We start from the raw sequence: 26,626 nt of genomic DNA on the forward strand, positions 1-26,626 counted from the left end.
GCGCGCCGGGCCGCGACCATGGGCGCATGTATCCCGCCCTTCCCGAATCCGGCGACTGGTCCTTCGACGCCGACCTGCTGCGGCGCTACGGCGTCAATGGCCCGCGCTACACCTCCTATCCCAGTGCGCTGCAGTTCGATGCGGCGTTCGGGCCGACGCAGTTCGCCGAGCAGGCGCGGCAGAGCAACGTGGGCCACTACTCGCGGCAGCTCTCGCTGTACGTGCACGTGCCGTTCTGCGCCAGTCCGTGCTTCTACTGCGGCTGCAACCGGGTGATCACGCGCAGCCCGCTGGCCGGCGATCGCTACGTGCGCCACCTGGAGCGCGAGATCGCGCAGGTGGCGGCGCTGTTCGAGCCCGACCGCGAGGTGGTGCAGCTGCACTTCGGCGGCGGCACGCCCAACTTCCTCGACGCGGCGCAGCTGACGCGCGTGGTGGACGGCCTGCGCCGCCATTTCCGCTTCAGCCAGGCGCCCGACCGCGACATCTCCATCGAGCTGGACCCGCGCACCACCACGCCGGCGCATCTGGCCGCGCTGGGCGCCTGCGGCTTCACCCGCGCCAGCCTGGGCGTGCAGGACTTCTCGCCCGGCGTGCAGCACGCGATCAACCGCGTGCAGAGTTTCGAGCAGACCTATGCGGTGGTCGCCGGCTGCCGCGCCCACGGCATCGGGTCGATCAATCTGGACCTGGTCTACGGCCTGCCGCACCAGACCTTGGAGGGCTTCGCCCGCACGCTGGACCAGACCCTGGAACTGCGTCCGGATCGGCTGGCGGTGTACGGCTATGCGCACATGCCCGCGCTGTTCCGCGCGCAGCGGCAGATCGACGAGGACGCGCTGCCCGATGCCGAAGGCCGGCTGGCGCTGCTGGAACTGGCGGTGCGCAGGCTGCGCGCGGCCGGTTACGAATACATCGGCCTGGACCACTTCGCCCTGCCCAGCGATGCGCTGTCGGTGGCGCTGCGCTGCGGCAGCCTGCACCGCAACTTCATGGGCTATACCACCCATGCGCAGACCGATCTGCTGGGCTTCGGCGTCAGCGCCATCAGCCATGTCGGCGACAGCTACAGCCAGAATCCGCGCGAGCTGCCGGCCTGGGAGGCGGCGCTGGATGCGGGCCGGCTGCCGACGATGCGCGGCGTGCTGCTGGACGAGGACGACGCCATCCGCGCCGATGTGATCCAGCGGCTGATGTGTGGCGGGCGGGTGGAGGCAGAACAGGTCGAGCGCGCCTGGAGCATCCGCTTCGACGACTACTTCCGCGACGAGATCGATGCGCTGGCGCCGCTGGTGCGCGACGGCCTGGTGCAGGTCGCACCCGAGGCCATCCAGGTCACCGCGCGCGGGCGCGGTCTGCTGCGCCTGGTGGCGATGCGCTTCGACCGCTACCTGGCCCAGGGTGGCCTGGAGGGGCGGCACTCGCGCGCGGTGTGAGGCCGGGCAGGGCGGTCTTCAACGCCGCCCGCACCGTTGTCCAGCGGCAACCTGCGCGCGACGTAATTCAGGTCGCTTCGGACGGCGCGCGCGTCACCACGAAGCACTTCTGCACGATGCCCGCCGGTTCCCGATAGGTGCGGAACCCCATGGCCTCGTAGTAGCGCAGGCCCGCGGGATTGTCGGCGCCGATGTAGGCATCGATCTTCTCCAGCCCTGCCGCGATGGCCGCCTGCCGGCTGGCTGCGAACAGCGCCTTGCCGATCCCGAGCCGATGCGCCCGGGGGCTGATATGCGTGCCGATGATGCCCCAGCCCTCAGGGACGTCGTACGGATTGCCCGCCGTGGCCCGGATCAGCGACTGGAAGCCGAGCACGCGCCCCTGCGCGTCCTGCGCGAGGCTGCACTGGAGGCGCGCCGGGTGCTGGATGTAGCGGGCCAGCACCGTCTCCCGGTCGCTCGGACGCTCGCGGTCGGTGACGGCGATGATCTGCCGCAGCACCGCGCTCATGGCCTCGGCGTCCTCGACGCGCGCAGGCCGGATGCGCACCGGATCGGTCACGGCGTGAAGCTGAGCTCGAAGGACACGAAGAACGGTGCGCGCGGCGGGGCCAGCAGCACGCGTCCGCGCAGGAAGCGGTCCAGGCAGATCGCCAGCGGCGTATCGCCCTTGCGCCAGGTGCGGGCTATGCCGCCGCGCGCATCCAGCCGGGCGACGATCACGAACGGGGTGGTGTCGGCCTTCGGCGAGGCGCAGGCGGCGACGCCGCGTTCGAGCGTGTCCTGCTGCGCCGCGCGCATGGCCTGGCTCAGAGCGGGCGGCAGCGAGGCCTCGTCGCGATCGGCCTGGGCCTTGGCCTGGGCGATGTCGGCGGGGTTCCAGCCCTCGCTGCCCGGCGCCGGGGTCTGCGCCAGGGCGGGCAGGCACAGCAGGCAGGCCAGCAGGGCGGCGGTGCGGACGATGGTGGGTTGCATGGAAAACTCCTCGAGCCAGGCGATCAACGATAGCCGGCGGCCTGCAGCTCGAACAGCTCTGCGTAGCGACCGCCCTCGGCCAGCAGGCTCTCGTGGGTGCCGACCGCCTCGATCCGGCCCAGGTGCAGCACCAGGATGCGGTCGGCCATGCGCACCGAGGAGAAGCGATGCGAGATCAGCACCGCGGTGCGCTGCTCGGACAGTTCGCGGAAGCGCTGGAACACCTCGAACTCGCTGCGCGCATCCAGCGCGGCGGTGGGCTCGTCCAGGATCATCACCTGCGCCTGGCGCATGTAGGCCCGGGCGATGGCGATCTTCTGCCACTGGCCGCCGGACAGGTCCACGCCGGTCTTGAAGCGCCGCCCGATCAGCTGCTCGTAGCCGCCCGGCAGGCCTTCGATCACCTGGTCGGCCAGCGCGCTGTGCGCGGCGGCGCGGATGCGCGGGGCATCGTCCATCGCCTCGATCCGGCCCACGCCGATGTTCTCGCTGGCGGTGAGGTAGTAGCGCACGAAGTCCTGGAAGATCACCCCGACATTGGCGCGCAGTTCGTCCAGGTCGTACTCGCGCAGGTCGCGCCCGTCCAGCAGGATGCGGCCCTCGTCCGGGTCGTATAGCCGCGCCAGCAGCTTGACCAGGGTGGTCTTGCCCGCGCCGTTCTCACCGACCAGGGCCAGCACCTCGCCGACCTTTAGTTCGAAATCCAGATGCCGCACCGCCCAGTGCTGCGCGTCCGGGTAGCGGAAGCCGACGTTCTCGAACACGAAGCCCTGACGGATCGGCTGCGGGAACGGCACCGGCTCGGCCGGCGAGGTGATCTCCGGCTGGATGGCGAAGAAGGAGAACAGATCGTCCAGGTACAGCGCCTGGCCTGCGACCTGCGAGAAGCCCACCAGCAGGCCCTCCAGCAGCTGGCGCAGGCGCAGGAAGCTGCCGGCCAGGAAGGTCAGGTCGCCGATCGAGAAATCGCCCTTGACCGTGCGCCAGGCGATGTAGGCATAGGCCGCGTAGTAGCCCAGCGACCCCAGCGCCGCCAGCGCCGTGCCCCACAGGGCGCGCCGACGCGCCAGCGCGCGGTTGGCGGCGAACAGGCTCTGCGCCAGGCTACGGTAGCGTTCGATCAGGAAGCGGTGGAGGTTGAAGATCTTCACCTCCTTGGCGGTCTCGACGCTGGCGCCGGTCTGGCGCACGTATTCGAGCTGGCGGCGCTCGGGCGTCCACTGGAAGTTGAGCGAATAGCCCACCGCGTTGAAGTGCGACTCGCCGACGAAGGCCGGCACCAGCGCCACCACCAGCAGCGCGATCAGCCATGGCGCATAGGCCAGCAGGCCGATGGCGAAGCTGATCACGGTGACGGTGTCCTGGACCTGGCCGAACAGCTGGCTGAGCAGGTTCATGCGGCCCATGGTCTGGCGCCGCGCGCGATCCAGCTTGTCCTGCAGCTCGGGGTCTTCGAAGTCCTCCAGATCCAGCGTGGCCGCGTGCTCCATCAGCCGGATGCTGGTGGCGTTGGTGAACAGCTCGGAGAGCAGCGTGTCGGCGTAGCTGATCGCCCGGCCTAGCAGGTCCGAGCCGATCGCCAGGACGAATTCCAGCGCCAGCAGTTCCATCAGCCGGGTGAGCCGGCCGCTGGACAGCGCATCGGCCAGCGAATCCAGCGGAATGCCCGCGCCGACCAGGCGCACGGCCTCGTCGATGATCAGCTTGCCCACGTACAGCGCGGCGATCGGCAGCAGCGCCTTGATCAGACGCAGGCCCAGGCTGCCCACGGTCAGCCACGGACTGGTCGCCCAGACCATGCGCAGGAAGGGCGGCACGTTGCGCATCGCGGCGAAGCGCTCGCGCAGGCTGGGGCGGGGGCTGGGCGAGACGGAGGCGGCAGGCGGCATGGCGCCATTGTGGCGCCGTGGCGATCACGACGACGAGAACCCCGCAAACGCCGACACCCCGGCGCGAGGGCCGGGGTGTCGGGATGCAGCGCGCCGCGATGGCGGATGGATCAGTGGTGCGCGCCGCCCGGGCCGTGCACGTGGCCGTGGCTGAGTTCCTCGGCCGTGGGCTCGCGCACGTCGGTGACCTCGACCGCGAAGTGCAGGGTCTTGCCGGCCAGCGGATGGTTGCCGTCGACGGTGACCTCGTCCGGGCCGACCTGGACCACGGTCACCACCAGCGGGCCGTGCTCGCCATGGGCCTCGAACTGCATGCCCGGGATGATGTTGGCGCCGGTCGGGAACGCGCCCAGCGGCACCACCTGCTGCAGCTGCTCGTGGCGCGGGCCGTAGCCCAGCTCGGGCGGCACGTCGACCTGGACCTTGTCGCCGACCTGCTTGCCGGTGAGCGCGCTCTCCAGGCCCGGCACGATGTTGCTGGCGCCATGCAGATAGCTCAGCGGCGTATCCGGCGCGGACTGGTCGATGACGCTGCCGTCGTCGCCGGTGAGGGTGTAGTGGATCGTGGCCACGCGGCCATCCTGGATTTCCATGAAAAACATCCGTGAACGGGTGAGGGGAGCACGTCGGTGGCTTCACGACGCGAAGGAGAAGGACACGCCACTACCCTAGGCAAAAGCCGGCGCTGACACAACCGCAGCCCGTTCATTTATGCATGTCGACCGGATAGACCGTGGCGATGCCGCAGCCGCCCGCGCGCAGCGGCTGCGCGAAGCCTTGCGGGCGCGCATCGCCCAGCACCACATCGCCGGGATTGCCGCAGATCATGCCCAGGTCCAGACCCGAGCGGAACGCGAGCGCCGGACTGCGCTGCAGCATCGGACAGCTGCCGGTGAGCTCGACCCGATACCAGCGATGCCCGCCCGGATGACGGCGCGAGACCTCCACCAGCAACCCGTCCGGATCGCTCGACCAGGACCGCAGGTAGCGCGGCGCGAAGCAATAGCTCGGCGAGCCTCGGAAGCCGGCGCCGCGCTGCGGGCCGATCACCTTGACCGTATCGAGCGTGGCCATGGCGTCCCGATCGGCCTGCTGCATCAGCCGCGCATAGGCCTTGGCGTCCAGCGGCTCGACGGCGGCGACCGCACAGCGTCGCCCGTCGACCTGCACATAGGCCGGTGCGCCGTTGCAGATCCAACCCTCAGCGCCGAACAGGCGCGCGTCGGCCGCGGCATCCACGCCGGGGCAGTCGGACTGCAGCCCGAGCCGGTAGGGCCGGCCGTCGTGCGCGACGATGGCCAGCGTGCGTGCATCGACCTGACGCACCTCGGTCATTCGGCGCGCATTCAGGCAGTCAGGCGCCGGTGGCATGCGTGCGACCTCGGCAGCGTGCGCGGCGCAGAAAGGCAGGCTCAGCAGCCACGCCAGCAGGGTCGGGCGCATTGCATCGGTCCTTCATGGACGCGTAAGAGGCGGGCGCCGCCGTTTTACCTCATTGCGCGGCAGGGGCCAATGCGGCGCGGCGCGCGCGGTAGACCGCCTCGGTCTGCGGCTTGATGAACAGCGCCACCAGCTCCGGATAGCGTGCCTTGACCGCCGCCTCGATGCGGGTCACGCAGGCCTCGATCTGCTCGGTCGTGCGCGTGTCCTCGAACTCGGCGCTGAGCGTGGCCAGCACCTGGTTGGGCCCCATCTGGATGGTGGTCACGCCGTTTGCGTTGCCCACCTCGGGGTCGGCGTTGGCGATCTCCAGGATGCTCTTGCCGATGCCGGGCTGGGCCGGCTCGCCGATCAGCAGGCCCTTGGTCTCACGCGCCAGCATGAAGGCGGCCACCGCCAGTACCGCGGCGATGCACAGCGAGGCCACCCCGTCGAGCACGGGCATGTCCAGCACCTGCGCGGCGACCAGGCCCACCAGCGCGAAGCCCAGCCCCAGCAGCGCGGCGCTGTCTTCCAGCAGCACGGTGAAGGTGGACGGATCCTTGCTGCGGCGGAAGGCTTCGAAATAGCCCAGCTCGCCCTTGGTCGCGCGGAACTCGCGCAGCGCCACCCACCACGAGCCGCCCTCGAACAGCATCGACACACCCAGCACGATGTAGCTCACCAGATGGTTGCTGGCCGGCTCGGGCTGGCGGATATGCGCGATGCCTTCGTAGGCCGACACGCCGGCGCCGGCGGCGAACACCAGCAGCGCCACGATGAAGCTCCAGAAGTACAGCTCGCGCCCGTAGCCGAACGGGTGGGTGGGATCGGCCTGCTTCTCCGCGCGGTGCAGGCCGTAGAGCAGCAGCACCTCGTTGATGGTGTCCACCAGCGAGTGCACGCCCTCGCTGAGCATGGCCGAGCTGCCCGACAGCCACGCCGCGATGAACTTGGCCACGGCGATGGCCAGATTGCCGGCCAGCGCGGCATAGACGACAAGACGGGAGCCGGAGGGCTTGGCCATGGGCGGCGGTGCGATGCGGGTGGGGCTTGCATGTTGGTCATCTCCGCGTCCCCTGCGCGTGAGCGCACGAGTGCAGGGCGGCGTCTGGCAGGGGATGCGGGTGCGGGGGAGTGCGGCCCAGGTCGTACAATGGCGCTTTCTCCTTCTTTGCTGGTTCTGCGCCTCATGCCCACCGCCCCCGCCTGTCCGCAATGCACCCTGGACAACACCTACGTCGATGGTGCGCAGTGGATCTGTGCCGACTGCGGCTATGAGTGGTCGGCCGAGGCCGTCACCGCCGATCAGGCCTTGGTGGTGCGCGATGTCAACGGCAACGTGTTGGCCGCCGGCGACACGGTCACGGTGATCAAGGACCTCAAGGTCAAGGGTTCCAGCATCCCGCTCAAGCAGGGCACGGTGATCCGCAACATCCGCCTGGTCGAGGACGATGCCGAACACATCGAAGGACACTCGGACAAGATCAAGGGCCTGGTGCTGAAGACCTGCTTCCTGCGCAAGGCCTGAGCGCGCGTTCGCACGTTGCGTGCCTGGCGCGCTCGGCAAGGCACCGCTGCGGAACCCCCTCCACCGTCGTTCCCGCGAAAGCGGGAACCCATGGACGTTCGCGCGGAAGCCTCATAAGGCGCTGGATGGTTAGACATGCGTCTGCCGAGAAGCACTTCCCGCGTTGGCGGAAAAGACCGAGTTCTTCGGGGAACGATGGATTCATCGATCTCTCGAGGCGCGATGCGCGAGGCGCAACCCGCCGACGCATTTGCCCGCCTCGCGCCGCAGCTACGAGAAGCACTCTTTTCCGGTTTCCAGCATCGCAAAAAACAACAGGCCGCTTGCGCGGCCTGTCGGATCATCCGGGATGCTGCCCGTCAGGTGCCGTCTTCGGGCACTTCCACCTTGGTCAGCACGCGGGTGTTGCCGAGTTTCTCGATGCGGCCGCCGGCCTTGCGGAAGGCGGCCAGGTCGGCCTGGATGCGCTCGTGGGTCAGCGGCGCGCTCTTGTCGGAGGCGCGGGGCTTGCTGGCGGCGATCTTGGAACTGGTGCGGGGCATGAAGCTCTCCTTCGTCGTGGAGCGGCGGGGGCGCTGCGACCCGCCCTCGTGGCGAGAGGATCGGCCGCAGTGCGCGGGTGCAGGTGTCGAATCCGATATGCGGCCAGTCGCCGGTCAAGGCAAGGTGAGCCGCAGGGGGACAGGCCGAAGCCGGACAGGGACTGCGTCGGGAGGGCCGGGAGCGGGGCGTACCCGGCCGGTCGCAGGCGCCGGTGGGCGGGGAAGCACAGTCCGGTGCGTGCGATTCGTGGAACACGGGTAGTGTACCACACTTTGTGTTCCACGGCTCTGGCGCCGCCTGAAGGCCTGCGGCGGCTTGGCAGCGCGATGATGGCCGGGTAGCGTGGCGCGCCCCCTCTGCGATGAGCATTCACGATGATCCAGCGTTTCGATACCGGTCCGCGCATGTCCGAGATGACCGTGCACAACGGCGTGGCCTACTTGGCCGGGCAGATCGCAGAGGGCGGCGGCGACATCGCCGCGCAGACCGGCGAAGTGCTGGCCGCCATCGACGCGCTGTTGGCGCGCGCCGGCACCGACAAGTCCAAGATCCTGCGCGCCGAGATCTTCATGGCCGACCTGGCCGAGTTCGCCGGCATGAACGCGGTCTGGGAAACCTGGGTCGTGCCCGGCCACACGCCGGCCCGCGCCACCGTGCAGGCGCGGCTGGCCGATCCGGCGTGGAAGGTCGAGATCGTCGTCACCGCCGCGGTCTGAGGCATGCACGGCCTCGCGCCGGCAGCCGATCCTAAGACCTAGCCCACGATGCAGGACGACCTTTTCGCCCGACCGGCCGCGCCGCCGCCGAGCCTGTTCTTCGCGCTGCTGCCCGCGGCCGGCGACCAGGCGCCGCTGGAGGCGGCGCTGCAGGCGCATGCGCCGCGCTTCGAGGGCTTCAAGCCGATGCGCGCGGCCAAGCGCCACGTGACCCTGCTGTACCTGGGCGAACCGTTCGACGAGCAGATCCCCGGCCTGGTCGAGGGCGCACAGCGCGCGGTGGCCGGCGTGCAGGGGCAGGCCTTCGTGCTGAGCCTGGACCGGCTGGCGGTGTTCGGCCGCAACGCGGTGGTGCTGGCCGCCTCGCAGACGCCGCCGGCGCTGGCCGCGCTGGAATCGGCGCTGCGCGCGGCGGCCACGCGCCAGCGCATCGTGCTGGCCAAGTCGCCGCCGCTGCATCCGCATCTGACCCTGGGCCACAACGACGGCAAGCGCCTCGCGCCGGAAGCCTGCGCGCCGGTGCGTCTGGCCTTCGATGCCTTCGTGCTGCTGCGTGGCGGCCAGCGCGAGGCCTACGTCGAACTCGGCCGCTGGGTGCTGGGCTGATCAGCCCGCCGGCGCGCGCTGGCGCCGGGCCACCGCGATCCCGGTCAGCGCGGCCGCAGCCAGCACGCCGGCGGCGATCAGGAACGGTGTGCCGATGAAGGGCAGGGCCGCCTCGGGCCCCACCGACCGGGAATACACCCAGCCGAAGAACACTGGCGAGACCACGCCTGCGATCGCGCCGACGCTGTTGTTGGCGCCCTGCAGCTGACCCTGTTCGGACTCGGACACGCGCTGGGTCATCAGCGACTGGATGGTCGGCATCGCCAATCCCCACAGCGCGTTGGGCAGCATCGCGGCGACGAACAGCCAGCCGGTCGGCGCCAGCCCCATGCAGGCGATGCCCAGCGCGCCGAAGCACAGGCCGATGATCATCGTGCGGCGATCGCCGAAGCGGCGCACCGCCGGGCCGGTCAGCGTGCCCTGCACCAACATGTCCAGGGCCCCGACCATGGCCAGCAGCAGACCCACCTGCCAGGCGCCCCAGCCGTAGCGGTCGGCCGCGTACAGCACGAACACCGCCGAGAACACGTGGTGGGCGAAGTACAGCAGGAAATTCACCACCGCCAGGCCGGTCAGCTCCTGGTGCGAGCGCAGCAGGCGCAGCGCGCCCAGCGGATTGGCGCGCGACCAGGAGAAGGCCATGCGCTTTTCCGGCGCCAGCGATTCGGGCAGCACGAACGCGCCGTAGGCGAAGGCCAGCGTGCTCATCGCCGCCGCCGCCCAGAACGGCGCGCGCGGCGACCATTCGCCCAGCACGCCGCCCAGCAGCGGGCCGGCGACGAAGCCGGCGCTGAAGGCCGCGCCGATCAGGCCGTAGCCGCGCGCGCGGTTCTCCGGCGTGGTGATGTCGGCCATGTAGGCATAGACGGTGGTGAAGCTGGCCGTGGTGATGCCCGAGACGATGCGCCCGGCCGCCAGCCACCACAGGTTGGGCGCCAGGGCCATCAGCAGGTAGTCGATCGCCAGGCCCGCGGTGGACAGCAGGATCACCGGACGGCGGCCGTAGCGGTCCGACAGCGAGCCCACGATCGGCGAGACCAGGAACTGCATCAGCGCCCACAGCGCCACGAACACGCCATTGATCAGCCCGGCGCGCGCATTGGAGCCGGAGAACTGCTCGATCAGATGCGGCAGCACCGGGATGATGATGCCCATGGCCACGATGTCGAGCATCGCGGTGACCAGGATGAAGGCGACGGCGGCCTTGCCGGCACGGAAGGCGGGAAGCGGCATCGGGAAGGCTCGCGTGGTGCGCCGCGGGGCGGAAGGACGGGCGGCGGGCGGCGCGATGGTAACCCGCCGAGATGGCCGCGGTGCCACGCGGGCTATGCGCTGGGGGGGCTTCCTGCGCGCTGGGACTTTTCCCACGCAGGGGCGCGGCGCCCGGCGATGGTGCGCCGCACCCGCTCGACGCACGCTGACGCCAAGGACTCAGGCAGGACGCCAGCCGATGCAATGGACGCAGGCCACGACCAACGCGCGCGCAGGATGGAGCCGATGCGCGGCCGCACTCGGCCGCATGCCCGTGCCGGCCTTCGGCGGCGGCGTGGCGATCTGCATGCTGCTGGGCGTCTGTACCTGTCTGCTGCTGCCGGTCCTGCCGGCGCGCGGCTGGCTGCTCGCGGCCCTGGCGCTCGGTGTGGCCTGCTGGGCGCGGGGTGGGGCGGGACGGCTGGCGGGTTCATTGCTGTTCGGCGTCGGCTGGGCCGGTCTGCAGGCCGGCTGGGCGCTGTCGGCGCAGCTGCCGGCGCGCGCCCAGGCGCGCGACTGGCGGATCGAAGGCCGCGTGATCGGCCTGCCGCAGGTCGAGGCCCGGCGCACGCGCTTCGACTTCCTGGCCGACGGCTGTCCGGCCGGTCCCGAGGTGCCGTGTGGCCGGCGCCTGCAGCTGGCCTGGTACGACGAGACCGACGCCATCGCGCCGGGCCCGCGCGCCCGTCTGCAGGCCGGGCAGCGCTGGCAGCTGCTGGTGCGGTTACGCGCGCCGCGCGGGCTGGTCAATCCCGGCGGGTTCGATAGCGAGCGCTACGCGCTGGCGCGGCGCGTGGCGGCCACCGGCTATGTGCGTGCTGCACCGTTGGCGCACGCGCTGGGGCCGCCGGCCGGGATCGACGCATGGCGCGCGCGGATGGCGGCGCGCATCGCCGCGCACGCCCCGGTCGGGGCGCAGCGCTTCGTGCGCGCCCTGGCGCTGGGCGATACCGGCGGCCTGGACGATGCCGACTGGGCCACGCTGCGCGCCGCCGGGCTGACCCATCTGATCGCGATCTCCGGCTTCCACGTCGGGCTGGTCGCCGGCTTCGGCGCGCTGCTCGCGTCAGGCCTGTGGCGCCTGCTGCCGCGCCTGGGCCGGTGGCTGCCGCGGCAGGTGGCGGCCGGCGTGGCGGCCACGCTGTTCGCCTGCGGCTACGCGCTGCTGTCCGGCGGCGCGCTGCCGACAGTGCGCACGGTGCTGATGATCGCCGTGGTGGCGCTGGCGCGCTGCGGTCGGCGGCCCGCAGGGGCGGTGGCCGCGCTGGCGTTGGCGACGCTGGCGGTGCTGCTGGTCGATCCGCTGGCGCCGCTGGTGGCGGGCTTCTGGCTGAGCTTCGCCGGCGTGGCCTGGCTGGTGTGGTGCCTGCCCACGCATGGCCTGCCGGCTTGGCGGGCGTTCCTCTCGGCGCAGGGCGTGGCCACGCTGGGGCTGCTGCCGCTGACCGTGGCTCTGTTCGGTCAGGCCTCGCTGGTCGGGCCGCTGGCCAACCTGCTGGCGATCCCGTGGTGGAGCCTGGTGGTGGTGCCGGCCTGCCTGCTCGGTGTGGCCGCCGAGACCCTGCACACCGGCTGGGGCACCCCGGCCTGGTGGCTGGCCGGGCAGGCGTTCGAACCGAGCTGGCGGCTGTTCGCCTGGCTGGCGCAGGGCCGCTTCGCGCTGTGGTGGCTGCCGGAAGGCGCGTGGTTCGCGCTGCCCCTGGCGGTGCTGGGCGCGTTCTGGCTGCTGCTGCCGCGCGGCGTGCCCGGCAAGCCGCTGGCGGCGCTGCTGTGGCTGCCACTACTGCTGCCCGACCTGGACCTGCCGCGCGAAGGCGAGGCCACCGTGACCACGCTCGATGTCGGCCAGGGCCTGTCGGTGCTGGTGCGCACGCGCGGCCATGCGCTGCTGTTCGATACCGGGCCGGCGGTGGCCGACGGCTTCGATGCCGGCGAGCGCGTGGTGGTGCCTGCGCTGCACGCGCTGGGCGTGCACCGACTGGACCGGATCATGGTCAGCCACGGCGACGCCGACCACGCCGGCGGCCTGGACGCGGTGCGACGCCAGATGCCAGCGCTGGAAGTGCTGGGGCCGGCCGGCGCGCCGATTCCGCTGCAGACCGCCTGCCGCGCGGGACAGGCCTGGGCCTGGGACGGGGTGCGCTTCGAGGTGCTGCATCCCGCGCGCGGCTTTCCCTACCTGCGCAACGAATCCAGCTGCGTGCTGCGCGTGGATACCGCGCACGGCGCGGTCCTGCTCACCGGCGACATCGGCCAGGTGATCGAACGCGGGCTGCTGCGCACGCGGCCGGCGGCGCTGAAGGCGCAGGTGGTCCTGGTGGCCCATCACGGCAGCAGCGAGTCGTCGGACCCGGGCTTCGTCCGGGCCACGGGCGCGCGCCTGGCGCTGGTCTCGGCCGGTGCGGACAACCGTTTCGGCCATCCGCAGCGGCAGGTGGTGCGGCGCTGGCAAGCGGAGGGTGCGGAAGTGCTGAACACCGCCGACAGCGGTGCGCTGAGCGTCTGGCTGCGCGCGGAAGGGCTGTCGGTGCGCGAGCGTCGGCGCTGGCGCGCGCGCCTGTGGGACGCGGTCCGGGCGCGCGAGGCGTCTGGGCTATCCTATCGGTCTGTTCTCACACGGCCGGCTGCGCCGTAAGGATTCAACGTGCTGGAACTGGTCAAGGCGGGCGGCTGGCCCATGATCCCGCTGCTGCTGCTCGCCGTGCTGGCCCTGGCCATCGTGGTGGAACGCTTCTGGAGCCTGCGCCGCAAGGAGATCCTGCCGCCGGGCCTGGGCGAGGAGGTGCGCCGCTGGGCGACCTCGTCCCATCTGGAGGCCTCGCACATCGAATCGCTGCGCCGCACCTCGCCGCTGGGCGCGCTGCTGGCCGCCGCCCTCGACGTGCGCCACCGCTCGCGCGATGTGATCCGCGAGCGCATCGAGGACACCGGCCGCCACCTGGTCCATCGCATGGAGCGCTACCTCAACACGCTGGGCACCATCGCCGCGGCCGGCCCGCTGCTGGGCCTGCTGGGCACGGTGGTGGGCATGATCCAGATGTTCTTGGGCATCCTCGACCACGGCCTGGGCGATGTGAACCAGCTGGCCGGCGGCATCGGCAAGGCGCTGGTGTGCACCGCCACCGGCATGCTGGTGGCGATTCCGGCGCTGATCTTTCATCGCTATTTCCGCGGCCGCATCGCCGGCTACGTGATCGAGATGGAGCAGCAGGCCATGGCCCTGTCCGATGCGCTGGAAGCGCCGCACGCCGCCGCGCGCGTCGACTGAAGGCCGCGCCCGATGCGTATCCGCGACGACCGCGCGCACGACGAGCCGGAGATCAACCTGGTCCCGCTGATCGACGTGATCCTGGTGCTGATCATCTTCTTCGTGATCACCACGACCTTCGATGCGCGCTCGACCCTGCAGCTGCAGCTGCCGTCGGCCTCGCAGCAGCCGGCCGACGCGCCGGCCAAGGCGCTGAACATCCTCATCAACGCCGAGGGCCGCTACTTCGTCGGCGACAGCGAGGTGCTGCGCACCGACGCCGACGCGCTCAAGCAGGCCATCGCCCAGTCCGCCGGCAAGGACCACACGCGCCCCGTGCTGCTGCGCGCCGACGCGCGCACGCCGCACCAGGCGGTGGTGACCGCACTGGACGCGCTGGCCCAGCTGGGCTTCAAGCGCATCTCGATCGCCACCGCCCCCGAACAGGAGCCGCGCCGGTGAGCGCGGCCGTCCCCGGATCGGCCTGGCAGACCTACCGCCGGCTGCTGACCTTCGCCAGGCCGTATCGCGGCCTGCTGCTGCTGGCGTTCGTGGCCGCGCTGGTCGAGGCGGCCGGGACGGGCGCCTTCACCCGGCTGATGGAGCCCATCACCAACCGCACCTTCCTCAACCAGGGGCCGCCGCAGGCGCTGTGGGTGATGCCGGCGCTGATCCTGGTGATCTTCCTGGTGCGCGGCGTGGCCGGCTACATCACCGACATGTCGATGGGGCGCGCGGCGCGCAGCATCGCCCGCGACCTGCGGGTCAAGGTGCTCGGCAAGTACCTGTCCCTGCCGGGCGCGCGTTTCGATGCCGAGCCCGTCCCCTCGATGCTGATACGGCTGGGATCCGATTCGGACCAGGTCGCGCAGGCGGCGGTCGACGCGCTCAAGACCATGATCCAGCAGGCGCTGCAGGCCATCGTGCTGCTGATCGTGATGCTGGGCGCCAGCTGGCAGGTGACCCTGTCCATCCTGGTGCTGGTGCCGCCGCTGGCGTTCGTGATGAACAAGGTCGCCAAGCGCTACCGCCGGGTCAGCCACCGCATCCAGGAGAGCGGGGCGCAGCTGCTGCAGGCCGCCGACCAGACCTTGTCCAACCATCAGGAGGTCAAGGTCTACGGCGCACAGCAGTCCGAGCTGGAGCGCTATCACGCGCTCGCCGACCACAACCTGCGCCTGGCGATGAAGGTCGAGTCCACCCGCGGCATCTCCACCGCCACGGTGCAGATGATGGGCGCCATCGGCCTGGCGGCGCTGCTGCTGATCGCCGGCCACGAGGCCGCCGCCGGCCGGCTCAGCGCGGGCGGTTTCTTCAGTCTGCTGCTGGCCATGGCCGGCATCATCCCGGCCCTGAAGAACCTCACCAACGTGCAGAACGTCCTGCAGCGGGGCGTGGCCTCGGCCGAGCGCCTGTTCTCGGTGCTCGATGCACCGGACGAGGTCGACGCCGGCACCCGTCCGCTGCTGCGCGCGCAGGGCACGATCGAGTTCCGCGACGTCACCGCGCGCTATCCGGGCCAGCTGCGGCCGGCGCTGGAGCACATCAGCTTCATCGCGCGCCCCGGCACGGTCACGGCCATCGTCGGCCGCTCGGGCAGCGGCAAGTCCAGCCTGATCAAGCTGATCCCGCGCTTCTACGACGTCGAGTCCGGCCAGATCCTGATCGACGGCGCGCCGGTGCAGGACTACCGCCTGGCCGACCTGCGCCGCCAGATCGCACTGGTCGGCCAGCAGGTGATGCTGTTCGACGGCACCGTCGAGGCCAACGTGGCCTATGGCGAGATGCGCTCGGCCGAGCCGCAGGCGCTGGACAAGGCGCTGCGCGACGCGCACGCGATGGAGTTCGTCGAACAGCTCGAGCACGGCAAGGACACCGCGATCGGGGTCAAGGGCGGCAAGCTCTCCGGCGGCCAGCGCCAGCGCCTGGCGATCGCCCGGGCGATGCTGAAGGATGCGCCGATCCTGATCCTGGACGAGGCCACCGCCGCGCTGGACAACGAGTCCGAACGCCTGGTGCAGGATGCGCTGACCCAGCTGATGCCCCACCGCACCACGCTGGTCATCGCCCATCGCCTGTCCACCATCGAGCACGCCGACCAGGTGCTGGTGCTCGACCACGGCCGTCTGGTGGAGCAGGGCACCCACGCCGAACTGCTGGCGCGCGGCGGCCTGTACGCGCAACTGCACGGCGCCCAGTTCCGCGAGGCCGAATGAGCGCCTCGCGCGGCGCGCCGAAGTACTGGTTCGACGGCGCACCGGTGCCGCTGCTGCCGCGCCTGCTCGAACCGGTCTTCCGCGGCGCGCTGCGCCTGCGCGCCACCCTCTACCGCATCGGCCTGCTGCGCCGCCGGCGCGTGCCGGTGCCGGTGGTGGTGGTGGGCAACCTGACCGTCGGCGGCACCGGCAAGACGCCGCTGACCATCGCCCTGGTCCAGCGCCTGCGCGAGGCGGGCTGGACGCCGGGCGTGGCCAGCCGTGGCTACGGCCGCCAGGACCCGGGCAAGCCGCGCTGGGTCGAGGCGGACACCACGCCGGCCGAAGGCGGCGACGAGCCGGTGCTGATCGCGCGCCGCACCGGCGCCAAGGTGCGCGTGGACCGCGACCGCGTCGCCGCCGCGCGCGCGCTGGCGGCGGCCGGCTGCGACATCGTGGTCTGCGACGACGGCCTGCAGCACATCCGCCTGCGCCGCGATGTGGAGATCGAGGTCATCGACGGCCGCCGCCGCTACGGCAACGGCCGCGTGCTGCCGGCCGGGCCGCTGCGCGAGCCGGCCGAGCGCAGCGCCCAGGTCGATTTCCGCGTGGTCAACGGCGGCAGCGCCGGCTTCGGCGAATGGGCGATGACGCTGCGCTCAGGCCTGGCCCTGCCGCTGGCCGGCGGGAAGCCGACCACGCTGGCGGCCTTCGGCGGCCATCGCGTGCACGCCGTGGCGGGCATCGGCCACCCCGGCCGCTTCTTCGACCTGCTGCGCGGCTACGGCATCGGCGTAGTGCCGCATGCCTTCGACGATCACCACGCCTACAGCGCAGACGATCTGCGCTTCGGCAGCGAGCTGCCGGTGCTGATGACCGAGAAGGACGCGGTCAAGTGCGCCGCCTTCGCCGGGCCGTGGGCCTACAGCGTGCCGGTCGAGGCCGAGCTGCCCGAGGCGTTCTGGGTGGCGGTGCTGGGCCGCGTCGCGGCGCTGCGGACGTTGGGGCCGTTGGGCCACAAGGGCTGAACGCCCGTGGCCGCGCGGTCCTCGGGTCGGCCGGGCCGGCGCGGGGCAGCGGCTAGAATGGCCTCATCTCCCCACCCCCACGCCCGGCAGGGTGCGCCCCCGACCGGGCGCGCTCGAAAGACCTTCGCATGACCGACCTGCAAGAACCCTTCGTCGTCGCCATTCCCGCCCGCCATGACGCCACGCGTCTGCCCGGCAAGCCGCTGCGCCTGCTCGGCGGCCAGCCGCTGGTGCTGCACGTGGCGCAGCGCGCGCTGGCCGCCGGCGCGCGCGAGGTGTGGGTGGCCACCGACGACGAGCGCGTGGCGCGCGCGCTGGACGGCAGCGGCGTGCAGGTGGCGATGACCGCCGCCAGCCATGCCTCGGGCAGCGACCGCCTGGCCGAATGCGCCGGTATCGCCGGCTGGGACGATCGGACCCTGGTGGTCAACCTGCAGGGCGATGAGCCCTTCGCTCCGCCATCCGGCATCCGCGCCGTGGCCGCCGCGCTGTCGGCCAGCGGCCACCCGATGGCGACCCTGGCCACGCCGATCGACGAGGCCGAGCAGGTGTTCGACACGAACGCGGTCAAGGTGGTGCTGGCCGACAACGGCGATGCGCTGTACTTCAGCCGCGCGCCGCTGCCCTGGCACCGCGATGGCTTCGCCCGCAGCCGCCAGGTGCTGGCCGACGCGCCGGCGCCGTTCCTGCGCCATATCGGCATCTATGCCTACCGCGCCGGCTTCCTGCGCACCTTCGCCGCGCTGCCGCCAGGCCGGCTGGAGCGCACCGAATCGCTGGAGCAGCTGCGCGCCCTGGAGGCCGGCTTCCGCATCGCCGTGGCGCTGACGCCCGAGGCCTTCCCGCCGGGCGTGGACACTCCCGAAGACCTGGCGCGCGCCCAGCGCCATCTGGACGGCATGCGGTGAGGCCTGGCCGTGCGCCGCCGCTCCCGCGCGTGAAGCGCGCCGGCGCGCACGGCTTGAAGCCGGCCGCCTGCGGCATCATTCAGTATTCATGAATCCCGTCCACGCTCCCGACTTCCCGCACGGTCTGCTGTGGCTCAACGCCGCGCCGACCGCGCTGCAGTCGCTGCGTGGCAGTGCGGTGGCGCTGGCCTTCGTCGACCCGGCCTCGAGCTGGTGCCTGCAGCGGCTGGCCGACCTGGCGCTGCTGCAGCGCCGCTTCGGCGCGCGCCTGCAGGTGCGGGTGATCGCCGTGCCGCGTTTCGACGTGCACCGCGATCCGCAGGCCGCGCTCAAGCGCCTGCGCCGCTTCGGGGTCAGTTTCCCGATCGCGCACGATCTGGACTGGCACGCCTGGCAGCGCTTCGGCATCGAGGCCTGGCCGACCGTCGTGCTGATCGACGCGCAGGGCATGGTGGTCGACCACATCGTCGGCACGCCCGGCGTCGGCGCGCTGGAGAATCAGCTCACCGCGCTGTGCGAGCCGCTGGACGAGCCCCTGGTCGACACGCGTCCGGTCGAGACCCATCCCGAGCCTCGCCTGCCGCTGTGTTTCCCCACCGGCCTTGCGGTCAATGCCGAGCGCCTGTACGTGGCCGACACCGGCCATCACCAGATCGTCGAATGCACCCACGCCGGGCGTGTGATGCGGCGCTTCGGCAACGGCAACGCCGACGCGCTGGACGGCGACATGGAGATCGCCAGCTTCCGCAGCCCCACCCACGTGGCACTGCTGCGCAACGAGCTCTACGTGGCCGACACCGGCAACCACCTGATCCGCCGCATCCACCTGGGTACCGGCGCGGTGCAGACCCTGCTGGGCACGGGCAAGGCCGGGGTGCCGGCCGAGGGCCCGATCCACGCGCCCGGCGATGTCGCGCTGGCCTCGCCGGCTGGGCTGGTGGCGACCAACAGCCATCTGCACTTCGCCCTGTCCGGCGACAACCGGGTATGGAGCTGGGACCTGGGCAACCGCATGCTCGAATGCCGCGCCGGCTCGGGCCAGCTGGGGCAGCGCGACGGCGCCGGCATCCTGGCCAGCTTCGCCCAGCCGACCGGCCTGGCGCTGGTGCAGCAGGCGCTGTACGTGTGCGACACGCTGGGCGCCTCGCTGCGCGCGGTGCAGCTGGGCGGCGATTTCGCCAAGACGCTGGTGGGCGGGCAGGGGCCGTGGGAATTCGGCGATGCCGACGGCCAGCGCCAGCAGGCGCGCCTGCAGGCGCCGGAGGACGTGACGCTGGATCCCGACGCGCCGGTGCTGTGGATCGCCGACACCGGCAACGGCCGCATCCGCAGCCTGCGCCTGGGCGGCGGCGCGGTGACCTCGCTGGACCTGGGGCGGCGCCTGGCGCAGCCGGCCGGCCTGGCCGCCTTTGGCGGCAAGCTGTGGATCGCCGAGACCGACGCGCACGCGGTGCTGTGCGTGGACCTGGCCAGCGGCGCCGTCTCGCAGGTGCCGATCGAAGCATGAGCCGTCGCAGTCCCCCGGGCCAGCCGTTCGACGGCAAGGCCTTCGCCGCTTCGTTGAGCACCGCGCCGGGCGTGTACCGCATGTACGCGGCCGACGACACGCTACTGTACGTGGGCAAGGCGCGCGCGCTGCGCAACCGCGTGGGCAGCTATTTCAACAACGCGCCGCGCAACCCGCGCACCCTGGCAATGATCTCGCAGATCGCGCGCATGGACGTCACGGTCACCCGCACCGAGGCCGAGGCGCTGCTGCTGGAAAACCAGCTGATCAAGTCGCTCAGCCCGCGCTACAACGTGGCGCTGCGCGACGACAAGAGCTATCCCTACGTCCTGCTGACCAGCGAGGAATTCCCGCGCATCGCCTTCCATCGCGGCCCGCGCGCGATCGCCGGGCGCTATTTCGGCCCCTACGCCAGCGCCGGCGCGGTGCGCGACACGCTGAACCTGATGCAGAAGCTGTTCCGCATCCGCAACTGCGAGGACAGCGTCTTCCGCAACCGCACCCGGCCGTGCCTGCAGTACCAGATCGGCCGCTGCACCGCGCCGTGCGTGGAGCTGGTCGGCCAGGCCGAGTACGACCAGTCGGTGCATCGCGCCAGCTTGTTCCTGGGCGGGCGCAGCGATGAGCTGTCCGACGAGCTGACCGCCGAGATGGAGCGCGCCGCCGAGAAGCTGGACTTCGAGGAGGCCGCGCGCCTGCGCGACCTGCTCAAGCGCCTGCGCGGCATGCAGTCGCGCCAGTACGTGGACGGCCACGCCGCCGACCTGGATGCGCTGGCCTGCGCGATGCAGGGCAGCACCGCCTGCGTGCTGCTGCTGGCCTTCCGCGACGGCCGCAACCTGGGCACGCGCGCCTTCTATCCGCGCACCAACGGCGAGGAGAGCGCCGAGGAAGTGCTGGCCGCCTTCGTCTCGCAGTACTACGCCGAGCAGGTGCCGCCGCGCGAGCTGCTGCTGGACCGCGAGATCCCCGACGCCGAGCTGATCGAGGCGGCGCTGTCCAGCGCGGCCGGCCGCAAGGTCCAGCTGAAGTGGAGCGTGCGCGGCGAGCGCGCCGGCTACCTCGACCTGGCCCGGCGCAACGCGCAGATCACCCTGGCCACCGAGATGACCAGCCGCAACGCCCAGGCCGCGCGCAGCCAGGCGCTGGCCGAGTTGCTGGGCCTGGCCGAGCCGGCCCAGCGCATCGAGTGCTTCGACATCAGCCACACCATGGGCGAGGCGACGGTGGCCTCGTGCGTGGTGTTCGACGAGAAGGGCGCGGTGCGCTCGCAGTACCGGCGCTTCAATATCAGCGGCATCGAGCCGGGCGACGACTACGCGGCCATGCGCCAGGCGATCGAGCGTCGCTTCCGGCGCGCGATGGAGGAGGGCGAGGAAGCGCGTTTGCGAGCCACTGGCTCGCGCGCTGACGAGCGCCCTCGTGCCCGGCACGAGGGCCGGGATCTCGATCTGCCCATATTCCCCGACGTGCTGCTGATCGACGGCGGCGCCGGCCAGCTGCGCCAGGCGCGCGAGGTCCTGGCCGACCTGGGCGTGGACGGCGTGGCCCTGGTCGGTGTGGCCAAGGGCGTGGAACGCCGCGCCGGGCACGAGACCCTGATCCTGGACGACGGCCGCGAGGTCAGCCCCGGCGCGGCCTCGCCGGCGCTGCAGCTGATCCAGCAGGTGCGCGACGAGGCGCACCGCTTCGCCGTCACCGGCCACCGCGGCAAGCGCCAGAAGGCGCGCACCACCAGCAAGCTGGAGGACATCGCCGGCATCGGCCCGCGTCGGCGCGCCAGTCTGCTCAAGCATTTCGGCGGCCTGTCCGGGCTCAAGGCCGCCGGCGTGGAGGAGATCGCGCGCGTGGAAGGGGTCAATCACGCGCTGGCCCAGCGCATCTACGCTAACCTGCACGGGTTGCCGGAACCGGCGGCGCCCCCAACGCCCGGCCCAGATCGCCCATGAAGTTGACCGTTCCCACTTGGCTGACCCTGCTGCGGATCGTGCTGATCCCGGTGCTGGTGGTGGTCTTCTACCTGCCGTACGCGTGGACCAGCGTGGCCGCCGCGGCGGTGTTCGTGATCGCCGCGGTCACCGACTGGCTGGATGGCTGGATCGCGCGGCGCTGGCACCAGTATTCAGCTTTCGGCGCGTTCCTGGATCCGGTCGCCGACAAGCTGATGGTGGCCGTGGCGCTGTTCCTGATCGTGCAGGGTCATCCCACGCCGTGGATGGCGTTCTGGGCCGCGGTCATCGTCGGCCGCGAGATCGCCGTGTCGGCTCTGCGCGAGTGGATGGCCGAGATCGGCCAGCGCGGCAAGGTCAAGGTCGCCTGGATCGGCAAGGTCAAGACCACCGTGCAGATGATCGCGCTGGGCTGCCTGCTGTACTCGGTGCGCCCGGCCGGCCATTCGCTGAGCGATGTGTGGATGAGCGTGCCCGTGTTCCACATCGGCGACTGGCTGCTGGCCGTGGCCGCGCTGCTGACCCTGTACTCGGGCTACCAGTATCTGCGCGCCGCCTGGCCGAGCCTGCGCGAAGATGAGCAGGCAGCCGTTGACACGCGCAAGAAAGGCACTACAATTTCGCCTCTCTCGCGGGATTAGCTCAGTTGGTAGAGCACGACCTTGCCAAGGTCGGGGTCGAGAGTTCGAGTCTCTTATCCCGCTCCAAGTTTCAAGGCGCAGTTGAAGTGGAGTTGCTTCAACGGCGTTGACGAAACCCCGGCCCATCGGGGTTTTGTTTTGTCGGAAGGCTCTTGCGGCCAACCGCGCGTCACCGGCCTGGTGGCAGAGTGGTTATGCAGCGGACTGCAAATCCGTGCACGCCGGTTCGATTCCGACCCAGGCCTCCACAACTCGAAGAAGCGAAGGTAAACTTTCGCTTTACGTAACACAAAACGCGGGATTAGCTCAGTTGGTAGAGCACGACCTTGCCAAGGTCGGGGTCGAGAGTTCGAGTCTCTTATCCCGCTCCAATTTTCACTAGCGTTTCGCGCTAGTTTGAACGGCCCTACGGGGCCGTTCTTGTTTTCCGGGATCGGCTCACGCCGGGCGAACTGGTCCGGGCATCCCGGACATCGGTGGAAAGCCTCCCGCGCGCCACCTTTCCCAACGCGGCGTCGCTCCATGGCGACGCATCGAGCCGCACGACCTGCTCGTCCGGCGTCAATCGGCCCGCACGAGCGTCCAGATCGCGATCTGCCTGGGCTCGGCCAGCAGCGCGTCCAATGCGGCGTGCCACGCCTGTCGGTAGGGCCGGTGCAGCTGGACGTTGAGGACATCGTCGCGATCGGTCCAGGTCTCGTGGAGCTGGAAGACGTGCGGCCGCTCCGGATCGACGTGCAGCGCGGCGCGCACGAAGCTCGTCTCATGGCGCATCGCATCCAGCACAGGACCCAGCAGGGCGAGGAAGCGCGCCACCTGGTCCGCCTTGACGTGGAAGGTGATGACGTAGGTTTCGGGCGCCGACCGCGGCGCCTGGGCGACAGGCGCGCTCATGGGCTGGCCCGCCGGGCGATGTCGCCGGCAAGCCGCGGTGCGTGCGTCACCATCACCCCGTGCGCCACGCCTTCGTAGACGACCAGTTCCGCGCCGGGGATCGTCGCGGCGTAGACCCGGCCGCTGCTGTCCAGCGGCGCGGACACGTCGCGGTCGCCATGCAGCACGGCGACCGGCAGGTCGAGCGCGGCGGCTTCCGCCGACAGGTCGCTCAGGGCGATCGTGCGCTGGAACGCGACGACGGCGCGACGCGAGCAGTCCAGCACCATGCTCGCCATCCACGCGTTGATGCGCTCCGGCGTGCCGGGGGCGAAGGGCGCGAGGTTGGCGTCGATCCAGGCCGACAGGTCGAAGGCGAGCTGCGCGCACAGCGCATCCACCATGACGGGTGTGACGCCATCGGTGCCGATGACCCGCGGACCCGTGGCGCCGACCAGGATCAGCCTGGCGATGCGCGCGCGGCCGTGGCGCGACAGGTAACGGATCGCTTCGCCGCCCGCCCCGGAGTGCGCGACCAGCGTGACCCCGGTCAGGTCGAGCGCCTCCAGCACGGCGGCGGGATCGTCGGCGAGGTCGTCGTAGTCGTAGCCCGGCCGATCCGTCGATCGCCCATGGCCATTGCGGTCGTAGGCGATGGTGCGCAGGCCGGCGGCGTTGAGATGCAGCATGACCTCGCCCCAGATCCGTCCATCCATCGCCCAGCCCGCCAGCAGGACCACGGGCGCTCCCTCGCCCCAGTCGCGGACGAACAGCGCGTGGCCGTCGCCGCGCGGGATGAAGGCCGCGCTCATGCGACCTCCCGGTCGAGAAAGCCGATCACCTCGGCGATACGGCCATCCGGCGCGATGCGGACCACGTCGGTCCCGCCGGCCACCGGCGCCCCGTGCGGCGCCGCCAACGTCCAGGAGAAGCGCACGAACGGGCCATGCGCATCGGGCATGCCGCGAAGGGCGAAGGCGCACCCGGGGAACTGCGCGCGCGCGGCGGCGATCATGGCGGCGATGCCGCCGTGGCCTTCACCTGCCATCATCGGATCGGTGTAGCGGGCATCGGCGGTCCAGCCTTCCGCCAGGCGACGATCGCGCGCTGCGGCGTCGGCTTCGTTCCACAAGGCGAGATAGGCGCGGGCCAGGGTGTTGGGGTCAGTCATCCTCGTTCTCCTCATCGTCGATGCGCCGAGGATGCCCAGGCCGCACAGAGCCTGCGATTACCCCGCAGGTAATGGCAGCGCTGCCGCCTTTCGCTAGGATGCGGCCATGGCCACAGACGCGATCACCGTTGGCGACTTGCTGCGCGAGTGGCGGGCCCGGCGTCGGCTGAGCCAGCTCGATCTGGCCGGCGAGGCGCAGGTGTCGACGCGCCATCTGAGCTTTGTCGAAAGCGGGCGCGCGGCGCCCAGCCGCGAACTGCTGCTGCGCCTGGCCGAACCGCTGGCGATGCCGCTCAGGGAGCGCAACCGCCTGTTGCTCGCGGCGGGGTATGCGCCGATCCATGGCGAACGCGCGCTCGAGGCGCCCGACATGGCGGCCGCGCTGGCCGCGGTCGAAGCCGTGCTAAACGCGCACGCGCCATTCCCGGCGCTGGCGGTGGACCGCCACTGGAACCTGGTGCGCGCCAACGAGGCGGCGGCCGCGCTGTTGGACGGCGTCGATCCGGCGCTTCTGGCGCCCCCCATCAACGTGCTGCGCGCGACGCTGCATCCGAAAGGGCTCGCGCCCAGCATCGTCAACCTGGCGCAATGGCGGCACCATCTGCTGGCGCGGCTGCGCCTGGACATCGCGCATTCGGCCGATCCGGCGCTCGACGCACTCCATGCCGAACTCAGCGGCTTCCCGTGTCCGGAAGGTGAGCGCGCTGCGCAGTCCGTCGCGCGCATCGCGGTGCCGCTCGCGATCCGCAGCGGACCAGGCGGGGGCGTGCTGTCGTTCCTGTCCACCACGACCGTGTTCGGCACCGCGATCGACGTGACCCTGGCGGAGCTGACGCTGGAATGCTTCTATCCGGCCGACGAACAGACCCGGCGCGCGCTGCTCACCGGCTCAGGTCCGTGATCGATCGGGTGACATGGCCCTGATCGTCGAGAAAATCGATCGTGGCGCGGCCGTCCGCCGCGACCTTCAGCTCCAGACGCTTGCGGCCGTCGGTGTCGCGCAGCGCCAGCACCGACGCCTTGTCCGAGGTCCGACCGAGAAACGCGCGCGGCGCGACGACCGCACCGGCGGCGCGGATGGCGGCTTCGCGTTCGGCGCTGGGGGGCTGGCGCATCAAGCGGGCGACGGTCGGGAAATCGACCGGCTGGTCCGGGCGGTCGTTGATCGCCAGGCCCGCCTGCCGGTCCTCGCCGTCCTCGCTGCTGCTCAGCGCCACGGTCTGGTCCTGGCGCCAGCGGTCGAAGGACAGTGCGCCGAGATTGGTCGGCTTGCCGTCCTTCAGTGCGCCGGAGAACACCAGCCCGCCGTTCTCCGTGCCTTCGTCGTTGTAGAAGATCATGCCTGCCTGGGGACGGTCCGGATGCGGCGTCTCGTGGCCGGCGACGATGATGCCCGGCATCCGGTCGCGCGAAGCGATCGTCATGCGCAGGGTGCCGTCGGGCTCGCGGATATTGATGCGCTGCACATCGATCGTCTCGAACCTCGTGCCCGTCGGGCTGGCATTGGCACCGAACATCATCCAGACCATGGCGACAGTCATGACCGCCGCATAGGCCCCGACCGCGCGCGAGGCATCAATCTTCATGACCTGCTCTCCTGATATCGGCGCCGCTCGACACAGGCGGCGAGGGCGATGCGAATTGAATCACCTTAGACCCCCGTGCCGCCATCCGGCTTGCGCCGGGAACGCCTATCCCTGAACACGTAGAGGAGCGATGGAGATGTGGTTCATGCTTGCCGCACTGCTTGCCGCCATGCCTGGTCCGCCGCCCAAGGCCGTGATGCCGAAGGGCGAGATCGAACAGATCACGCTTGCGCCGATGTTTCGCTATCGGTTCATGTGTTCCGAGCATCCCGTTGGCGAGCTGGACTACGCCGGTGATGCGCTCGGCACCGATTGCCTGGTCTTCGGCGGCATGGACGGGGACAGCGGCTTCGCCAGGCTCTATCGACGCGATGGACATGCCAATGCGGACTGGTACGGCTGGCATGCCGAGGTGCTGGCGCCGGTCGACGGCGTCATCGCGTTCGTCTACGACAATCCCCGGGTCAACACGCCCGGCACGCTGGGGCCGCCTCCGGCGGGCACCGTCCGCATCCGCACCCCGGACGGGGCGATCGTGACGATGGGGCACCTGGCCGAGCTGCGGGTGCACGTCGGCGAGACGGTCGAGGCAGGTCATGTGCTGGGCCTCGATGGCAACAACGGCAATGCGCGCGCGCCGCATATCCATGTCGGCGCGTATCGCGAGGCGGACAATGCGCCGCTCCAGATCCGCTGGGATCTGCGGGCTTTGGCCAGGACCCAGCCGTTCCGCGAGCCGGGCGACTGAGGCGATGCAAGGTTCGGTGCGGGAGACGACCGCTGGCCCAGCCGGCAGACGTAGCGCCCGCGCGCGGCGTCGAACCGCGTGCGGAGCAGGCGTGCTTTTTGCTAGCCTGCGTACACCGCCCCATCCATGCCCGGATGGCGAAACTGGTAGACGCATCGGACTTAAAATCCGCCGGGAGCAATCCCTTGCCGGTTCGATTCCGGCTCCGGGCACCAAGTGGCATGCACAGGTGAAAAGCCCCGAGAGATCGGGGCTTTGTCGTTTGAGCGCGCATCGCGAAGGCGAGCCCATGCGGTGCAGGCCTGCTCGAGCTTCATGCGGCGTGGCTTCGCTGTCTCATGATCCGATGTTGACGATCGGAGGGCTAGGTTGGCTTGTGTTCCTGGCATCTGGAGCGCCCCGATGAG

Annotated in this window: 26 protein-coding genes, 4 tRNA genes and 1 pseudogene; 19 read left to right on the plus strand and 12 right to left on the minus strand. The window is 71.0% G+C overall.

All coding sequences use genetic code 11. From position 1 onward, the window contains the following. Nucleotides 1-26: 26 nt before the first annotated feature. Entirely contained in the window at nucleotides 27-1,436 is a 1,410-nt protein-coding gene (hemN, locus tag WFQ05_RS01110; RefSeq protein WP_337052277.1) for an oxygen-independent coproporphyrinogen III oxidase, read from the plus strand. Between the two features lie 67 nt (nucleotides 1,437-1,503). Here hemN and WFQ05_RS01115 read toward each other — a convergent pair whose 3' ends face one another. From WFQ05_RS01115 to WFQ05_RS01140, 6 genes are all read right to left on the minus strand, one after another. Then, nucleotides 1,504-1,998: a GNAT family N-acetyltransferase gene (locus WFQ05_RS01115; RefSeq protein WP_337052278.1), complete on the minus strand. Its 495-nt coding sequence runs from the start codon at nucleotides 1,996-1,998 to the stop codon at nucleotides 1,504-1,506. After that, the gene (locus WFQ05_RS01120; RefSeq protein WP_235871755.1) at nucleotides 1,995-2,411 is read right to left on the minus strand and encodes a hypothetical protein; all 417 of its coding nucleotides are present in this window, start codon (nucleotides 2,409-2,411) and stop codon (nucleotides 1,995-1,997) included. The genes WFQ05_RS01115 and WFQ05_RS01120 overlap by 4 nt, the downstream gene beginning before the upstream one ends. A gap of 23 nt (nucleotides 2,412-2,434) precedes the next feature. Beyond that, nucleotides 2,435-4,300 (minus strand): ABC transporter ATP-binding protein, encoded by a 1,866-nt coding sequence (locus WFQ05_RS01125; protein ID WP_337052280.1) that lies wholly within the window; start codon nucleotides 4,298-4,300, stop codon nucleotides 2,435-2,437. Nucleotides 4,301-4,410: 110 nt separating this feature from the next. Beyond that, entirely contained in the window at nucleotides 4,411-4,893 is a 483-nt protein-coding gene (locus WFQ05_RS01130) for a peptidylprolyl isomerase (protein WP_130519530.1), read from the minus strand. A gap of 112 nt (nucleotides 4,894-5,005) precedes the next feature. Next, nucleotides 5,006-5,743 (minus strand): DUF6491 family protein, encoded by a 738-nt coding sequence (locus tag WFQ05_RS01135; protein WP_337052281.1) that lies wholly within the window; start codon nucleotides 5,741-5,743, stop codon nucleotides 5,006-5,008. A gap of 49 nt (nucleotides 5,744-5,792) precedes the next feature. Then, a complete protein-coding gene (locus tag WFQ05_RS01140; protein ID WP_130519534.1) occupies nucleotides 5,793-6,746 on the minus strand; it encodes a cation diffusion facilitator family transporter in 954 nt (317 codons plus the stop codon). Nucleotides 6,747-6,911: 165 nt separating this feature from the next. Between WFQ05_RS01140 and WFQ05_RS01145 the strand changes: the two genes are divergently transcribed. Further along, nucleotides 6,912-7,250, plus strand: a complete 339-nt coding sequence (locus WFQ05_RS01145; RefSeq protein WP_337052282.1) for a zinc ribbon domain-containing protein YjdM — start codon at nucleotides 6,912-6,914, stop codon at nucleotides 7,248-7,250. A 359-nt stretch (nucleotides 7,251-7,609) separates the two neighbouring features. On the opposite strand, the gene WFQ05_RS01150 is transcribed toward WFQ05_RS01145, so the two are convergent. Continuing rightward, entirely contained in the window at nucleotides 7,610-7,792 is a 183-nt protein-coding gene (locus WFQ05_RS01150; RefSeq protein ID WP_130519540.1) for a hypothetical protein, read from the minus strand. A gap of 375 nt (nucleotides 7,793-8,167) precedes the next feature. Here WFQ05_RS01150 and WFQ05_RS01155 point away from each other — a divergent pair, with 375 nt between their 5' ends. Together WFQ05_RS01155 and WFQ05_RS01160 are read left to right on the plus strand one after the other, a co-directional pair. Beyond that, nucleotides 8,168-8,509, plus strand: a complete 342-nt coding sequence (locus WFQ05_RS01155) for a RidA family protein (protein WP_130531080.1) — start codon at nucleotides 8,168-8,170, stop codon at nucleotides 8,507-8,509. 48 nt (nucleotides 8,510-8,557) lie between these two features. Next, a complete protein-coding gene (locus WFQ05_RS01160) occupies nucleotides 8,558-9,115 on the plus strand; it encodes a 2'-5' RNA ligase family protein (RefSeq protein ID WP_337052283.1) in 558 nt (185 codons plus the stop codon). Here the strand turns inward: WFQ05_RS01160 and WFQ05_RS01165 are convergent, their stop codons facing one another. Beyond that, complete coding sequence (locus tag WFQ05_RS01165) at nucleotides 9,116-10,348, minus strand: TCR/Tet family MFS transporter (RefSeq protein ID WP_337052284.1); 1,233 nt, start codon at nucleotides 10,346-10,348, stop codon at nucleotides 9,116-9,118. It lies immediately after the preceding gene. A gap of 286 nt (nucleotides 10,349-10,634) precedes the next feature. Here WFQ05_RS01165 and WFQ05_RS01170 point away from each other — a divergent pair. The 12 genes and pseudogenes from WFQ05_RS01170 to WFQ05_RS01225 all read left to right on the plus strand — a co-directional run. Then, nucleotides 10,635-12,973, plus strand: a pseudogene (locus tag WFQ05_RS01170) (DNA internalization-related competence protein ComEC/Rec2); the annotation flags it as partial. A 37-nt stretch (nucleotides 12,974-13,010) separates the two neighbouring features. Next, the gene (locus tag WFQ05_RS01175) at nucleotides 13,011-13,634 is read left to right on the plus strand and encodes a MotA/TolQ/ExbB proton channel family protein (RefSeq protein WP_130519548.1); all 624 of its coding nucleotides are present in this window, start codon (nucleotides 13,011-13,013) and stop codon (nucleotides 13,632-13,634) included. Nucleotides 13,635-13,646: 12 nt separating this feature from the next. Further along, nucleotides 13,647-14,075, plus strand: coding sequence for a biopolymer transporter ExbD (locus WFQ05_RS01180; protein WP_130519550.1), 429 nt, complete (start codon nucleotides 13,647-13,649; stop codon nucleotides 14,073-14,075). Next, nucleotides 14,072-15,829, plus strand: a complete 1,758-nt coding sequence (gene msbA, locus WFQ05_RS01185; protein ID WP_286577707.1) for a lipid A export permease/ATP-binding protein MsbA — start codon at nucleotides 14,072-14,074, stop codon at nucleotides 15,827-15,829. Before WFQ05_RS01180 ends, msbA begins: the two co-directional genes overlap by 4 nt. Beyond that, nucleotides 15,826-16,836, plus strand: a complete 1,011-nt coding sequence (lpxK, locus tag WFQ05_RS01190; protein ID WP_130534023.1) for a tetraacyldisaccharide 4'-kinase — start codon at nucleotides 15,826-15,828, stop codon at nucleotides 16,834-16,836. The genes msbA and lpxK overlap by 4 nt, the downstream gene beginning before the upstream one ends. A gap of 128 nt (nucleotides 16,837-16,964) precedes the next feature. Further along, nucleotides 16,965-17,744 carry a 3-deoxy-manno-octulosonate cytidylyltransferase gene (gene kdsB, locus WFQ05_RS01195; RefSeq protein WP_337052285.1) on the plus strand — a complete coding sequence of 260 codons (780 nt, stop codon included), beginning with the start codon at nucleotides 16,965-16,967 and terminating at the stop codon, nucleotides 17,742-17,744. 88 nt (nucleotides 17,745-17,832) lie between these two features. Continuing rightward, on the plus strand, nucleotides 17,833-19,251 hold the full coding sequence (locus WFQ05_RS01200; protein WP_337052286.1) for a hypothetical protein: 1,419 nt from the start codon (nucleotides 17,833-17,835) through the stop codon (nucleotides 19,249-19,251). Further along, nucleotides 19,248-21,200, plus strand: coding sequence for an excinuclease ABC subunit UvrC (uvrC, locus tag WFQ05_RS01205; protein ID WP_337052287.1), 1,953 nt, complete (start codon nucleotides 19,248-19,250; stop codon nucleotides 21,198-21,200). Before WFQ05_RS01200 ends, uvrC begins: the two co-directional genes overlap by 4 nt. Then, nucleotides 21,197-21,841, plus strand: coding sequence for a CDP-diacylglycerol--glycerol-3-phosphate 3-phosphatidyltransferase (gene pgsA / locus WFQ05_RS01210; protein WP_130519560.1), 645 nt, complete (start codon nucleotides 21,197-21,199; stop codon nucleotides 21,839-21,841). Before uvrC ends, pgsA begins: the two co-directional genes overlap by 4 nt. Further along, nucleotides 21,832-21,907 (plus strand) — tRNA-Gly (locus tag WFQ05_RS01215). Before pgsA ends, WFQ05_RS01215 begins: the two co-directional genes overlap by 10 nt. 108 nt (nucleotides 21,908-22,015) lie before the next feature. Beyond that, a tRNA-Cys gene (locus WFQ05_RS01220) sits at nucleotides 22,016-22,089 on the plus strand. A gap of 47 nt (nucleotides 22,090-22,136) precedes the next feature. Next, nucleotides 22,137-22,212, plus strand: a tRNA-Gly gene (locus tag WFQ05_RS01225). A gap of 190 nt (nucleotides 22,213-22,402) precedes the next feature. On the opposite strand, the gene WFQ05_RS01230 is transcribed toward WFQ05_RS01225, so the two are convergent. From WFQ05_RS01230 to WFQ05_RS01240, 3 genes are read right to left on the minus strand one after another with little or no spacing between them, the layout of a single operon-like run. Further along, entirely contained in the window at nucleotides 22,403-22,735 is a 333-nt protein-coding gene (locus tag WFQ05_RS01230) for a putative quinol monooxygenase (RefSeq protein ID WP_130534019.1), read from the minus strand. Beyond that, nucleotides 22,732-23,526 carry an alpha/beta hydrolase gene (locus tag WFQ05_RS01235; protein WP_337052288.1) on the minus strand — a complete coding sequence of 265 codons (795 nt, stop codon included), beginning with the start codon at nucleotides 23,524-23,526 and terminating at the stop codon, nucleotides 22,732-22,734. Before WFQ05_RS01235 ends, WFQ05_RS01230 begins: the two co-directional genes overlap by 4 nt. After that, nucleotides 23,523-23,885, minus strand: a complete 363-nt coding sequence (locus WFQ05_RS01240; protein WP_337052289.1) for a nuclear transport factor 2 family protein — start codon at nucleotides 23,883-23,885, stop codon at nucleotides 23,523-23,525. The genes WFQ05_RS01235 and WFQ05_RS01240 overlap by 4 nt, the downstream gene beginning before the upstream one ends. A 106-nt stretch (nucleotides 23,886-23,991) precedes the next feature. Here WFQ05_RS01240 and WFQ05_RS01245 point away from each other — a divergent pair, with 106 nt between their 5' ends. Then, the gene (locus tag WFQ05_RS01245) at nucleotides 23,992-24,786 is read left to right on the plus strand and encodes a helix-turn-helix transcriptional regulator (protein ID WP_337052290.1); all 795 of its coding nucleotides are present in this window, start codon (nucleotides 23,992-23,994) and stop codon (nucleotides 24,784-24,786) included. Here the strand turns inward: WFQ05_RS01245 and WFQ05_RS01250 are convergent. After that, on the minus strand, nucleotides 24,767-25,471 hold the full coding sequence (locus WFQ05_RS01250) for a hypothetical protein (RefSeq protein ID WP_337052291.1): 705 nt from the start codon (nucleotides 25,469-25,471) through the stop codon (nucleotides 24,767-24,769). The two genes, WFQ05_RS01245 and WFQ05_RS01250, sit on opposite strands and share 20 nt — an antisense overlap. 130 nt (nucleotides 25,472-25,601) lie before the next feature. On the opposite strand from WFQ05_RS01250, the gene WFQ05_RS01255 reads away from it, so the two are divergent. Both WFQ05_RS01255 and WFQ05_RS01260 read left to right on the plus strand, forming a co-directional pair. Then, on the plus strand, nucleotides 25,602-26,219 hold the full coding sequence (locus WFQ05_RS01255; protein WP_337052292.1) for a M23 family metallopeptidase: 618 nt from the start codon (nucleotides 25,602-25,604) through the stop codon (nucleotides 26,217-26,219). Between the two features lie 128 nt (nucleotides 26,220-26,347). Further along, nucleotides 26,348-26,434 (plus strand) — tRNA-Leu (locus WFQ05_RS01260). Nucleotides 26,435-26,626: the final 192 nt, after the last annotated feature.

Origin of the sequence: Pseudoxanthomonas sp. USHLN014 (assembly GCF_037153335.1) — a bacterium.
Lineage (GTDB): Bacteria > Pseudomonadota > Gammaproteobacteria > Xanthomonadales > Xanthomonadaceae > Pseudoxanthomonas_A > Pseudoxanthomonas_A winnipegensis.